Annotated in this window: 17 protein-coding genes and 1 tRNA gene; 12 read left to right on the forward strand and 6 right to left on the reverse strand. The window is 68.9% G+C overall.

Features of this window, described 5'->3' with window-relative positions; genetic code table 11:
* The first annotated feature begins 16 nt into the window (after nucleotides 1-16).
* Nucleotides 17-856, forward strand: coding sequence for a hypothetical protein (locus FQU85_RS02430; RefSeq protein WP_145843962.1), 840 nt, complete (start codon nucleotides 17-19; stop codon nucleotides 854-856).
* On the opposite strand, the gene FQU85_RS02435 is transcribed toward FQU85_RS02430, so the two are convergent.
* Both FQU85_RS02435 and dcd read right to left on the reverse strand, forming a co-directional pair.
* Nucleotides 796-1,701: a thiamine-phosphate synthase family protein gene (locus tag FQU85_RS02435; RefSeq protein WP_145843963.1), complete on the reverse strand. Its 906-nt coding sequence runs from the start codon at nucleotides 1,699-1,701 to the stop codon at nucleotides 796-798. The two genes, FQU85_RS02430 and FQU85_RS02435, sit on opposite strands and share 61 nt — an antisense overlap.
* A complete protein-coding gene (gene dcd / locus FQU85_RS02440) occupies nucleotides 1,698-2,285 on the reverse strand; it encodes a dCTP deaminase (protein WP_145843964.1) in 588 nt (195 codons plus the stop codon). Before dcd ends, FQU85_RS02435 begins: the two co-directional genes overlap by 4 nt.
* An 88-nt stretch (nucleotides 2,286-2,373) precedes the next feature.
* Between dcd and pth2 the strand changes: the two genes are divergently transcribed.
* The 9 genes from pth2 to FQU85_RS02485 all read left to right on the forward strand — a co-directional run bounded on the left by pth2 (nucleotide 2,374) and on the right by FQU85_RS02485 (nucleotide 7,052).
* Nucleotides 2,374-2,712, forward strand: coding sequence for a peptidyl-tRNA hydrolase Pth2 (gene pth2, locus FQU85_RS02445; protein WP_145843965.1), 339 nt, complete (start codon nucleotides 2,374-2,376; stop codon nucleotides 2,710-2,712).
* Nucleotides 2,712-4,079, forward strand: a complete 1,368-nt coding sequence (gene truD, locus FQU85_RS02450) for a tRNA pseudouridine(13) synthase TruD (protein WP_145843966.1) — start codon at nucleotides 2,712-2,714, stop codon at nucleotides 4,077-4,079. Before pth2 ends, truD begins: the two co-directional genes overlap by 1 nt.
* 54 nt (nucleotides 4,080-4,133) lie before the next feature.
* The gene (locus FQU85_RS02455; protein ID WP_145843967.1) at nucleotides 4,134-4,742 is read left to right on the forward strand and encodes a VOC family protein; all 609 of its coding nucleotides are present in this window, start codon (nucleotides 4,134-4,136) and stop codon (nucleotides 4,740-4,742) included.
* A 42-nt stretch (nucleotides 4,743-4,784) separates the two neighbouring features.
* Entirely contained in the window at nucleotides 4,785-5,537 is a 753-nt protein-coding gene (locus FQU85_RS02460) for a DUF2103 domain-containing protein (protein WP_145843968.1), read from the forward strand.
* Between the two features lie 57 nt (nucleotides 5,538-5,594).
* Nucleotides 5,595-5,879 (forward strand): 50S ribosomal protein L37ae, encoded by a 285-nt coding sequence (locus tag FQU85_RS02465; RefSeq protein WP_145843969.1) that lies wholly within the window; start codon nucleotides 5,595-5,597, stop codon nucleotides 5,877-5,879.
* On the forward strand, nucleotides 5,879-6,013 hold the full coding sequence (locus FQU85_RS02470; protein ID WP_145843970.1) for a DNA-directed RNA polymerase subunit P: 135 nt from the start codon (nucleotides 5,879-5,881) through the stop codon (nucleotides 6,011-6,013). Before FQU85_RS02465 ends, FQU85_RS02470 begins: the two co-directional genes overlap by 1 nt.
* Entirely contained in the window at nucleotides 6,000-6,248 is a 249-nt protein-coding gene (locus FQU85_RS02475; protein WP_145843971.1) for a KEOPS complex subunit Pcc1, read from the forward strand. The genes FQU85_RS02470 and FQU85_RS02475 overlap by 14 nt, the downstream gene beginning before the upstream one ends.
* A gap of 162 nt (nucleotides 6,249-6,410) precedes the next feature.
* On the forward strand, nucleotides 6,411-6,809 hold the full coding sequence (locus FQU85_RS02480) for a prefoldin subunit beta (RefSeq protein WP_145843972.1): 399 nt from the start codon (nucleotides 6,411-6,413) through the stop codon (nucleotides 6,807-6,809).
* Nucleotides 6,810-7,052, forward strand: coding sequence for a DUF3194 domain-containing protein (locus tag FQU85_RS02485; RefSeq protein WP_145843973.1), 243 nt, complete (start codon nucleotides 6,810-6,812; stop codon nucleotides 7,050-7,052). It begins immediately after the preceding gene.
* Here FQU85_RS02485 and FQU85_RS02490 read toward each other — a convergent pair.
* The 3 genes from FQU85_RS02490 to FQU85_RS02500 are packed head-to-tail and all read right to left on the reverse strand — an operon-like array spanning nucleotide 7,049 to nucleotide 10,113.
* Nucleotides 7,049-8,911, reverse strand: coding sequence for a DUF2070 family protein (locus FQU85_RS02490; RefSeq protein ID WP_145843974.1), 1,863 nt, complete (start codon nucleotides 8,909-8,911; stop codon nucleotides 7,049-7,051). The genes FQU85_RS02485 and FQU85_RS02490 overlap by 4 nt on opposite strands.
* A 3-nt stretch (nucleotides 8,912-8,914) precedes the next feature.
* On the reverse strand, nucleotides 8,915-9,460 hold the full coding sequence (locus tag FQU85_RS02495; protein WP_145843975.1) for a GMP synthase subunit A: 546 nt from the start codon (nucleotides 9,458-9,460) through the stop codon (nucleotides 8,915-8,917).
* A 44-nt stretch (nucleotides 9,461-9,504) separates the two neighbouring features.
* A complete protein-coding gene (locus FQU85_RS02500) occupies nucleotides 9,505-10,113 on the reverse strand; it encodes a hypothetical protein (RefSeq protein ID WP_145843976.1) in 609 nt (202 codons plus the stop codon).
* An 81-nt stretch (nucleotides 10,114-10,194) separates the two neighbouring features.
* Here FQU85_RS02500 and FQU85_RS02505 point away from each other — a divergent pair, with 81 nt between their 5' ends.
* Both FQU85_RS02505 and FQU85_RS02510 read left to right on the forward strand, forming a co-directional pair.
* On the forward strand, nucleotides 10,195-10,542 hold the full coding sequence (locus FQU85_RS02505) for a DUF192 domain-containing protein (RefSeq protein ID WP_145843977.1): 348 nt from the start codon (nucleotides 10,195-10,197) through the stop codon (nucleotides 10,540-10,542).
* Between the two features lie 60 nt (nucleotides 10,543-10,602).
* On the forward strand, nucleotides 10,603-11,958 hold the full coding sequence (locus FQU85_RS02510) for an FAD-dependent oxidoreductase (protein ID WP_145843978.1): 1,356 nt from the start codon (nucleotides 10,603-10,605) through the stop codon (nucleotides 11,956-11,958).
* 150 nt (nucleotides 11,959-12,108) lie between these two features.
* On the opposite strand, the gene FQU85_RS02515 is transcribed toward FQU85_RS02510, so the two are convergent.
* Nucleotides 12,109-12,193: transfer RNA gene (locus tag FQU85_RS02515), tRNA-Ser, on the reverse strand.
* Nucleotides 12,194-12,210 lie beyond the last annotated feature (17 nt).

Here is a 12,210-nt window from a genome sequence, read left to right on the forward strand (position 1 = left end):
GGCTAGCCTAAATCGTATGCGTGGTGTGACGCTCGACGGTCTCCGTCGGCGACTGGACGACCTCGCGACCGGCGGCCCCTACCGCGTCGCCTGCCTCGACACGGGCGAACGACCGCATCCGGTCACCGGCCAGCAGTACCCCGACCGGGAGACGGCGAGCGAAGCCGCGGAACTCGCGGCCCAGTACCGGAACCGACTCGCCGCGTACGACCCGCGCGCCCCGATATACGACCTCGCCGTCGAACACGCCCGCGGAACCGACGGCGCACCGCCCCGAGAGGCGTGTAGCCGGCTCGCGGGCGCGCTGTTCGACGCGCTCGGGGACTGCGGCGAGACGGACGTGGAGCGGACGATTCTCGATACCTACCTCGCGGCCGCGAGCGAGACGACGGATCCCGACGCGCTCGGCGTCGCGCTCCTCGACACCATCGCCGGCGTGCTCGACGACGCGCTCCCGCCCGCCCGCCAGCAGGCCGTCGTCGCGAGCGCCACCGACCGCCGCTCGGAGAACGGGAACACGGTCGCGGACGCGCTCGACGCGCTGCGCGCGGGGTCGCTGCTGTCGGCGTACGCGTACCGCAGGCGGACCGGCCGCCTCGACCTCCGCCTCGACGGCTACGCGTTCGACGCGGACGGCGAGCGCCTGCCGACGCTCCCGCTGACGGTCGCGCTCGCGCGGGCGGATCGAACGGTCGCCGTCACCGACGCCCACCGCACGCCGGCGGGCGACTGGCGGCTGTCCGTCTCGCTGTCCGCCGACGCCCCGCGCGGTCTCGCGCGGACGGCCGTGACCCCCTACTCGAGGAGGTCGCGGGCGACGTCGGCGACCGCGGGCGCGGACTCGCCGAGCAGGTAGAGCACGGGCTCGATTCCGAACCCGCCGGACTGGTAGAGCACGGTCGCGTCCGGCCGGTCCGCGAACGCGTCCGCGACCGCGACGGACACGTCGTCGTAGTCGGCGTCGAACTCCGCGGTGACGCGTCCCGTTTTCTCGAGCGCGGCGACGAGCGCGGGGTCGTACCGGACGTTGAGCGCGGCGCTCGCGTCGCTCCCGTTCGCGCGCGCGGCGAGCAGAACGGACGCGACGTGCTCGGAGACGCCGAACGCCGGCTCACCGGGAACCTCGACGCGCCCCATCACGTCGAAGACGCGGCCGGGGACGCCCGCAACGTCCTCCACGGACTGCGCGTTCGACAGGCACTCCACGAGGTTCGACCCGACGTTCGGCACGAGTGTCGCGAACCCGCTCGCGTGTTCGAGCGTCCGCACGCCCCGCCGCACGCTCGACCGCACGCGCTCGCGAGCGAGGAGGTCGCTGTCCGGGTCGTGCACGCGGAAGTCGCCCTCGTACTCCGCGAGTTCGGGGACGGCGTCCTCGTGCAGGCGGGCGAGCACGTCCCCGCGCGCCTCCAGCTTCCGAATCAGGACTTCGGCCTCGACGAGCGCCTGCACCGTGCTCATGTCGCCGGACGCGAGTCCCTCGCCGACGCGCTCCACGAGGTCGCGCACCCGGTCGTCCTCAGCGACGCCCTCGTTGCGCGCCACCTCGCCCGTCGCGTACTTCGACACCGCGGACTGACTCACGCCGAGCACGTCCGCGACCGCCTGCTGGGTCAGCCCGCGCTCCCGGAGGTCCGCCGCGAGCATCGACCGGAACGTCGGGAGGAACTCCTCCACGACGAGCTCCTCGACGAACTTCACTGCTCGCCCCCGAACTCGCGGTCGCCGCGGATGCGGGACGCCTGCGGGCCGCCCTGATCCTGGTACTTCGACCCGCGCTCGCTCCCGTACGGGCGGTCGGCGCTGCTCGTGAGCTCCGTGAACACGAGTTGACTGATGCGCATCCCCGGACTGAGCGCGACCGGGGCGGTTCCGAGGTTGGAGAGTTCGAGTGTTATTTTCCCACGGAATCCTGGGTCAATAAACCCCGCTGTAGCGTGGACAACGACGGCGAGCCGTCCGAGCGACGACCGGCCCTCGACCTGCGCCACGAGGTCGGACGGGACTTCGACGCGCTCGTGGGTAGTTCCGAGGACGAAGTCGCCGGGGTGGAGGATGAACTCGCCGCCCTCGTCGACGACGGTCTCCGTGACGTAGTCGTCCACCTCGGTCTCGTCGTTCGGATGGATGCAGGGGATGTTCGCGCGCTGGAACTCCAGGAACTCGCGGCCGAGCCGGACGTCGATACTCGCGGGCTGAATCTGCAACTCCGGGTCGTCGAGCGGTTCGACGACGAGGTCGCCGGCCTCCAGTCGGTCGAGGAGGTCGGCGTCGGACAGTATCATACCGGTTTCTGGACGCCCGAGGCCTAATAGGTTTTAGATGACGTCGGTGAGTCGTAGCGGCTTTGACGCGTCCACGAGACCACGAGGTATGAAGCAAGCCATCGTCGTGCGCGCCGACCTCGGGATGGGGACGGGGAAGGTCGCCGCGCAGGCGTCGCACGCGTCGCTGCGGGCGTTCGAGTACGCTGACGACCGGGCGCAGCGAGCGTGGAAGCAGGGCGGACAGAAGAAGATCGTGCTCAAGGCCGGCTCGGAGCGCGAGCTCTACGAGCTGAGCGAGGAGGCGAAGGCCGCCGGCCTGCCCTCGGCCGTCATCGAGGACGCCGGACACACGCAGGTGGAACCGGGGACGCCGACCGCGCTCGCCATCGGGCCCGCGGCGGAGGCCGACATCGACGCGATAACGGGCGACCTCTCCCTGTTCTGATGATCGACGCACACCCGCTCGAACGCGCGGTCGGCGTCGAGCGCTACGCGAGCAGTACGCCGGGAACGGGCGGCCGCCTCCGCGAATCGCCCGGTGACTTTCGAGTGCGCGAGATCGAGGACTTCGCCGCCGAGCCCGCGGGCGAGAGCGCGGGCGACTACCCGCACGTGGTGGTGCGCGCGACGCTCACCGACTGGGACACGAACGGGTTCGCGCGCGCGCTCTCGAACCGCCTCGGCATCAGCCGCGAGCGCGTGAACTGGGCGGGCACGAAGGACAAGAACGCCGTCACCACCCAGCTGTTCACCGTGCGCGCCATCGACCCCGGGGACGTGCCCGATATTCGGAACGCCGAAGTCGAGGTGGTGGGACGCGCGGGTCGGAACATCCAGTTCGGCGATTTAGTGGGCAACGAGTTCGAAATCGTCGTCCGAGACCCCGACCGTCCCGAGAACGCGAACGGTATTACGGACGAACTCGCCGCGTTCGGCGGGCAGTCGACGGACGCGGTGGCGGCAAGCGCGGAGACTGCGGACGCAGGGCGATCCGTCGCGGCCCCCAACTTCTTCGGCCAGCAGCGCTTCGGGAGCTATCGGCCGGTCACGCACGAGGTCGGGCTGGCGGTGGTGCGCGGGGACTGGGAGGGCGCGGTGCTGGCGTACGTCGGGAACCCGAGCGAGCACGAACCCCCGGAGACGCGTGCGGCGCGCGAGTTCGTCGAGGAGACGCGGGACTGGAGTGCGGCCATCGAGGAGTTCCCGGGACACCTGCGGTACGAGCGCACCGTGCTGAATCGGCTGGCGGAGAACGGCGGCGAAAGCGAGGCCGACTTCCGGGCGGCCCTGGAGACGTTCCCGTCGAACCTCCAGCGGCTGTTCGTGCACGCGGCGCAGTCGTACGCGTTCAACCGCATCCTCTCGGAACGGATGGCTCGCGGCCTGCCGTTTTCGGAGCCGGTCGAGGGCGACGTGGTGTGTTTCGCGGACGCGGACGCGCCCGGCGACCTCACGATTCCCGACCCCGACCGCCTCCAGCGCGCGACCAGCGAGCGCGTGAGCGTGCTGTCCCGGCACGCGGAGCGCGGGCGGGCGTTCGTCACCGCGCCGCTCGTCGGGACGGAGACCGACCTCGCCGACGGCGAGCAGGGCGACATCGAGCGCGACGTGCTCGCCGACCTCGACATCGCGCCGAGCGACTTCGACCTCCCCGGCGAGTTCCACTCGGAGGGAACGCGGCGCGCGATACTCGTCCGGACCGACATCGACGTGGCCCGCGACCCGCTGACGTTCACGTTCGCGCTGCCGAAAGGCTCGTACGCGACCGTCGTCCTCCGCGAGTACCTCAAGACGAGCCCGCTCGACCTGTAGGCAGTCGCCGCACCGACACCCACGCTTTTCCCGGTTCGGGTCGTCCGTTCGGGCATGTCCGAGTACCCAGTCAGTGACGACCTGCCGGACGCGCCGTTCCACACGACGGGCGTCGACCACATCACGATGATCGGCTCGAACGAGGAGGACACCATCGAGTTCTACCGCGACCTCCTCGGGATGCCGCTCGTCTTACGGCAGCCGAACCTCGACGACCCGAACCAGACCCACCTGTTCTTCGACGCGGGCGACGGCCGCATCCTCACGTTCTTCGTGAACGAAGACCGGGACTCGAACCCCCAGCCGCACCGCCACCGCGTCGGCTCCGTCCACCACCTCTCCGTCTCCATCGACCCCCACGAGTTCGAGACGGTGATGGAGAGTCTCGACGACGCCGGCCACGGCTTCAACGTCTTCGACCGCGGCGTCTTCCACTCGCTCTACACCCGCGACCACAACGGGCTGGTCATCGAACTCGCGACGGACAAGTACGAGATTCCCGACGACCGCCGGGGAGAAGTGCTCGCGAAGACCCAGGAGATTCGGGAGGCGGACGGCGCGGACTACGCGGAAGCCGAACACTTAGAGGAAGCGCTCGACGAGCTCGGACTGGACGCGGAGCCGGTCGAACTACCGGACGCGCCGACGGGCGCGGGCGTCTGAAGACCGTTCTGGTTTTACGGCCATCCGCCCTACGGTGAGGAAATGGAGTGTCGGCAGTGTGGCGCGCCGCTGGACAAGCCCGGCGACTACTGCCTGCTGTGCGACACCGCGAACTGCGACGCCGTCGTGGTCGACATCGAGGCGTCGCGGGCGACGCTGACGTTTCTGGACGCGGAGCGCGTGGAGGACGACCCGCGCAGTCCCGTGCTCGGGGAAACGGTGGTGACGACGACGCCGGAGCCGGACGCGGAGCGCGCGGTGGCGCAGGTGCGGAACTTCGCGGGCCGCATCGCCGACGAAATCAGGCGGAAGCGTCCGGAGACGGTGTTCGTGACGGGCGAGCGCGAGGTGGTGCGGGCGCTGCGGGGCGACCTCCACCACGAACTCTACCGGGTGAGCGGGGCCGACCCAGTGGAGAGCGTTCTGGAGCGCTGGGGCGGTCGCGACCTCGAAATCGTGGAGAAATCCGCGGCGGAGAAAATCGGGGGGTCGCACACGACGCTCGTGGGGGAGCGCGAGGGCTGGCACGCCATCGAGACCATCGCCGGCCACCCCCACGTGAAGAAGATCGTGCCCGGCCCCATCGACGCCGGCGGCGCGAGCACGCGCGGCGGCGTGCGAGCGAAGGTGACGCGCGCGGACACGAACGGGAACGTCCGGCTGCTCATCCGCGAGGGGTCGTCGGTACAGGAGAACCGCGTGGTGACGACGGCGATGGATCGCGAGACCGGCGAGCGCGTCCGGGACGACCTGAACGACGCGCTCGAAGACGAGGGCCTGAAGCGGGACGCGTAAGCAGGACGGGGGCGACTCAAAGCCCTTATGTGGACGCTGTGGCTACGTGCTTGTACTATGGCCGAGAAGAAGTCCACGACCGGGAGCGCCGGCCGATTCGGCGCTCGGTACGGTCGCGTCGCGCGCCGCCGCGTCTCCGAGATCGAGTCCGACACCAACAAGGATCACTCCTGCCCCGAGTGCGGCGCGGAGAAGGTCTCCCGCAAAGGCACCGGCATCTGGCAGTGCGGCAAGTGCGACTACAAGTTCGCGGGCGGCGCGTACCGTCCGGAGACGCCCGGCGGCGAGTCCGTGCAGCGCTCCATCCGCACCGCGCTCTCCGAGGAAGAACAGGAGGCATAATGTCGTACAAGTGCTCGCGCTGCAAGCGGGACGTCGAACTCGACGAGTACGGCGGCATCCGCTGTCCGTACTGCGGGCACCGCGTGCTCCTGAAGGAGCGGGCGCGCGACGTGAAGGAAGTTGACGTCCAGTAGGCACGCGACGACGCTTCGTTTCTCCTACGCTTCTCCCGCCGTCGCAGAGCGAATCGCCGCGAGCGTCCGCCCCGAATCCGGCGCTATCGAGGGCGACCGAACGACGGCGTCGCTCTCCCGGGAGGGCGACACCGTGACGGTCGACGTCGTGGCGAGCGACCTGACCGCGCTCCGCGCCGGCCAGAACACGTGGGTGACGCTGCTGGAAGTCGCGGAGCGCGCCGGGGATACCTAACCAGTTAGGGACTGCGCTCTTCAGTGTGACGCGGCTAGTATCGGATGCCGGCCCCGCGGACGCTTCCCCCTCCCCCTCTCCCCGGCGTCCGCGGACCTCCCCTTCGCCGGCGCGGGCCCGAATGCAGGGTCTTTTTCCCTTTCGGGCCCCGACTTTTCGCGTATGCAGGGTAACCTTCCGCCGGAGGCCCAGGAGAAACTCGAAGAGCTTCAAGACCTCCAGGAGACCGCGCAGACAGTGTCGACGCAGAAACAGCAGGCCGAGACCCAGCTGAGCGAGGCCGAGGCCGCGCTCGACGAACTCGACGACATCGACGAGGACACGACGATGTACCGCGAGGTCGGCGAACTCCTCGTGCAGACGGAGTACGACGAGGCCGAGGACGACCTCTCGGAGAAAGTCGACAACCTCGAACTCCGCGTCGAGACGCTCCAGAAGCAGGAAGAACGCGTGCAGGAGCAGTTCGAAGACCTCCAGCAGGAACTGCAGGAGATGCTCGGCGGCGGTGGCGCTGGCGGCCCGGCGCCCGGCGGCATGGGCGGCGGTCCCGGCGGCGCGTAAATGGAACCGACTGACGAGGAAGTCGTGGAGACCGCGGCCGAGGCAGCCGAAGGCTACGTGTTCTCGCAGCTGGCGACCTCGGACGTGGACGACCTCGACGTGACGGTGTCGTTCGAGGACGGCGTGCTCGACGTTGAAGTCTACATCACGGCGCCCGACGCGGATGTCGACCTCGAACAGGTGGCGGACGACGCCGCGCTCGTCGCAGGGCGGGCCGTCGACGACCTGTTCGCGGACGGTTAGGTCGCGAAGAAGACGAGCGCGCTGAGAACCATCGTGGCGAACGCGACGACGAGCGCGAGCGCGCCGCCCATCGAGACGGCGGCGTTCGCGTGACTGGCGAGCGTCTCGGTTCTGTCGTTCCCGAACACGGTGACTGTCGCGTGCTCGCTCGCCATCCCGGCCTCGACGGGTTCGAGGTCGTCGACGGCCTCGCTGGTGAGGTCGCAGAGGAGCGCTTCGAGGTCGTCCACGTCGAGCGCGCCCCCGACCTGGTTCACCGACTGGACGGTGTTCACGATATGCGTATCGGTCGTCATCACCTCCGCGTCATCCAACTCGAGGGCTTCGAGCGCGTCCACGAGGCGGTCGCGGACGCCGGGATCCATGTTGTTCCCGTCGACGAGCACGTAGCCCGTGCGCTGACCGTCGGTTTCGAGGACGGCGACGCGGACGCCGAGCGGGCCGATTCCCTCCGCTGGCGTCCAGTTCGTCTCGTCCCACGCGACGCCCATCCGGAGGTCGTGCTGGTCGGCGTCCACGAGGCGTTCCGCGACCTCGCCCGCCCCCCGTATCAGGTCGAAGGAGCGCTGGCTCCCCGGGACGACGTGCCCGAGGTCGTCGCCGTCGAGGCCGTCGTTCGAGTTGTGCGCGTCCGCGAGCAGCACGTCGTCCACGCCGGCGACCCGGGCCTCCGTGCTGGCGGTGAGACCGACGGCGTACGCCACGTCGTCCGCGAACCCGGGCGCGAACGTCGACGTGAGGAGGAGGTCGTCGCCGAACACCTGCCCGAGCAGGGACGCCTCGCCGGACTGCACGCGCGCGCTCCGGGTGGCGGTGTCGGTGTAGGTGATGCGGTCGTGTGCGCGCTCGGCGGCGTCGAGGAGCGGACGCACCTCGCGTTCCGTGACGAGGTTGAAGTCGTGGCCGGCGGTCGCGTGCGGCGGGAACGCGAGGCCCTCGGCGGATTCCGCGATCCGCTGAGGGAGGTTACCGCCGCCGATTTCGCCCATCGGCCCGGGGTGAATCATCGGGAGAACGAACCGCGCCTTCTCGCCGTCCCCGGTGCGTGCGGAGAGAACGGTGACGGGGACGACGGCGTCCTCGCCGAGTTGCTCGAAGAAGTCCTCAAGTTCGCGGGTTCCTTCGGCGATGTGGCCGATGAACCCCCGGACGAAATCGAGGACGCTGACGCCGAGGCTCTGCTTCCACGGCCGGTCGATGACGGCGAGGAAACCGTACGCGACGAGTCCGTAGAGCGCGGTCATGCCGACGAGGACGACGAAGTCTCCGGGCGTGAAGATGTACTGGATCTTGGTGGGCGCGCGCTCGGGCCGGGAGAGGAACGCCCCGACGAGCGGGCCGCCGAGTTCGAGGTAGTTCATCGCGCCCGAGTAGACGAACAGGAGAACCGCAGCGGTCGCGGTCTGGCTGCCCGCAGGGACGGCGGCGAGGAGCGGGGAGTTCCGGGAGACCGCGAGCACGACGAGCAGCCGTATCGCGAACACGAGCGCGAGCGCGGCGGTGAGGGCGTCGAACACGAACTGCTGGCCGAGCGGCGTGAGCACGGTGACGACGCCGGCGACGGCGAGGATTGCGACGACGACGAGTTCGCAGACGAGCGCGAGCAGCGACGAGCGGTTGTAGGTGAGTTGCCCGCCGAGCCGGCGGTCGACGGGCGTCGTCGCGAGCGCGGCGACGACGGTCGGAATGCCGACGAAGAAGACGCCCTGCCAGGCGTCCTCCAGCACGGACGGCGTCTCGAACGCGCCGATGCCCGTGACTGCGGCGACGAGCAGGGCGAACGCGACACTGACGTACCAGTTCGGCGCGCGGAAGATGTACCGCGAGAGGCTCGCGAGGTCGCCCTGCGTCTCCGTCATCCCTTAGCAGCGCTCGAGGAAGTTCTCGAACACTTCCTCGCCGCGCTCCGTGTGCGCGACCTCGGGGTGCCACTGGACGCCGTAGAGGTCGCGGTCGGTGTCGCTCATCGCCTCCACGTCGCACACGTCGCTCGTCGCGGTGAGCGTGAATCCCTCGGGGAGTTCTTTCACCTCGTCGGCGTGGCTCGCCCACACCCGGGTTTCGGGCGCGAGCGACCCGACCAGCGGGTCGTCCTCGTCCACGATGTCCACGGTCACGTCCGCGTACCCGCCGTAGTCGCCGGAGCCGACGCGGCCGCCGAGTTCGTCCGCGATGAGCTGCATCCCGAGACAGATTCCGAGCACGGGGACGTCGAGGTCGAGGTAGTCCGCCGACCGGCCCGCGCGCTCGATGCTCGGCCCGCCCGAGAGCACGATACCGTCGGCATCCACGTCCGCCGGGTCGGTGGTGTTCTCCACCAGATCCACGTCCACCCCGAGGTCGCGCAGCGCGCGCTTCTCGAGGTGCGTGAACTGGCCGTGGTTGTCCACGACGACGATGTGCGTCATTACCCGTGATTGGACGCGACCGGATAAAAACCCATTCGACTCGGCTACTCGGCGTCGCGCTCCGCCGCGGTTTCGAACCCGAGTTCCGCGAGCTCGTCGCTCTTCCGCCCCTCGCGCTCCGCGAGCGCCGCCGCGTCCGGACTCGCGTCGTCGTCGATGGCCGCCCACGACCCGTGCACCTTCGCGTGACACCACCGACAGAGCGTCACCGTAATCTCGTGCGCGAGCTCCCCCGCACCGTCCGTACTGCTCGCCTGTTCCGCGGACTCGTTTCGCTCACCCGCGCTGTTCGCGGTTTCACCGCTCGCCTGTTCCGCGGACTCGCTTCGCTCGTCCGCGTACGACAAGTGGTGTTCTTCGAGCAACGGCCGGGCGTCGCTGTGGGCGTTCCGGCGTTCGTCGAGGCCGCAGCGCGCACACTCGTCGCTCGTGGCCGTGTCCCGGTAGTGCGGGCAGTCGCGCCACGCCCAGTCGTCGGCGGCGACGGGACACCGGTAGTCGTCGGCGCGGCGCTCGGCGGCGAACTCGGGGTCGTGCTGGGCGTGCTCGACGGCGTACCGGCACCTGCCGTCGCCGGTGACGTGGTCGCAGACCCCGGCGCGCTCGTAGGGATCCGCTACCCCGACGCTCGTGCCGGACGGGGTCTTCTCCATGGGGGCGAGTCGAATGCCAGGGGTTTAGGCGCGTCGGGACGGGGGAGAACGCTTAACGCCCTCGACCGATTCCGGGCGCGTGTGCGACTCCGACACAATCCCGACGACAGCGCGCGCACGCTCGCGACCGAGGTGGAGGTCGCGGACGGCCTGGTGAGCCGCGGGCTCGGCCTGATGTTCCGGCGGTCGATCCCGGACGACTACGCGCTCGCGTTCCGGCACGACGAGGCGAAACCGCGCGGCCTTCACATGGTGTTCGTGCCGTTCGATATCGACGTGGTGTGGACTGAGAACGAGGAGGTGACGGCGGTGGAGACGCTGTCGGCGTGGACGGGGCGCGAGACGGCAGTTGCGGACGACCTGTACGAGCTCCCGGCGGGCGCGGCGAGCGAGGTGTCGGTCGGCGACCGGTTGTGGTTAGAGGTATGACGTTATTTCTGCCCGGTTTGTCAGGGGATTAAGTGCCTGAACGCGGTGCGTACTACTAAGATGGGAGCCGGAACCACCGAATCCGAGTACGACCTTATCATCGTCGGCGGCGGTATCAGCGGCGCCGCCCTGCTCTACACCACCGCGAAGTTCACCGACGTGGAACGCGTCGCCCTCGTGGAGAAAGAAGCGGAGATAGCGGCCATCAACTCCCACCACACGAACAACTCGCAGACGCTCCACTTCGGCGACATCGAGACGAACTACACGCTCGAAAAAGCCGAGTCCGTCAAGGAGGGCGCGGAACTCCTCGCGGGCTACCTCGAGAACGCCGACCCCGACCGCGAGTTCCACTCGAAGCGCTCGAAGATGGTGCTCGGCGTCGGCGACGAGGAAGTCGAGAGCCTCCGCGCGCGCTACGAGGACGAGGGCTTCGGCGACCTCTACCCGAAACTCCGCCAGATCGGGCGCGAGGAGATCGAAGAGCTCGAACCGAAGGTCGTGGAGGGCCGCGACCCCTCGAAGGAACTCCGCGCGCTCCAGACCCCCGACGGCTACGTCGTCGACTACGGCGCGACCGCGAAGTCATTCGTGGACGACGCCCGCGAGGAGGACGGCGTCGACGTGCTCACCGGCACGAAAGTCGAATACATCCAGCAGGGCCCCGACGGGTTCACCGTCGAAACCGCCAGCGGGAGCCTGAAGGGTGACGTGGCGGTCGTCGCAGCCGGATCGCACAGCCTCCAGATCGCGAAAGAGATGGGGTACGGGAAGAACATGAGCCTCCTCCCCGTCGCGGGAAGCTTCTTCCTCGCGGACAGCGGCCCCCTGAACGGGAAGGTGTACACGCTCCAGATGAAGAAACTCCCGTTCGCCGCCGTCCACGGCGACGCCGACGTGTACGACGACTCCATCACCCGGTTCGGCCCGACCGCGAAGCTCGTCCCCGCCCTCGAACGCGGCCGCCTGAAGACCGTCGGCGATTTCTTCGACGTGTTCGGCCTCAACATCGACAGCTTCCTCAGTTACGGGAACATCCTCGCCGACCGCATCCTCCTCCCCTACGTCCTGAAGAACCTCGTCTACGACGTGCCCGAGGTCGGCAAGCGCGCGTTCCTCCCCGAAGTCCAGAAAGTCGTCCCCACCGCCGAACTGGACGACATCGAACGCGCGAAGGGCTACGGCGGCGTCCGCCCCCAGATCGTCAACACCGAGAAGAAATCCCTCGACATGGGCGAAGCCAAAATCGTCGGCAACGACATCATCTTCAACATCACGCCCAGCCCCGGCGCCTCCACCTGCCTCAAGAACGCTATGCGGGACACCCGCCAGGTCATGGACTTCCTCGACGACTACGGCTTCGACGAGAACGCCTTCCGCAGCGAGACCATCGACAACTTCCCGCGCGCCGACTAACAACCCCGCCGTTTCGCGGTTCACGCACACTCGATCGAGAAGCAACGCGAAACACCAGCCGAGCGCGTCGAACCGCACTCACTCCGCTACGCTCCGATGTTGGCTCGCACTAGCCGTTCGCGTTTCGCCGCTACTTCGTTCCGACAGAAGCGCCGAGGGAGAGATTTGAACTCCCGAGTCCGTGAGGACAGTAGATTTCGAATCTACCGCCTTGGCCAGGCTAGGCTACCTCGGCTCACTCTCGTCTTGTAG

The organism is Salarchaeum sp. JOR-1, assembly GCF_007833275.1.
GTDB lineage: Archaea > Halobacteriota > Halobacteria > Halobacteriales > Halobacteriaceae > Salarchaeum.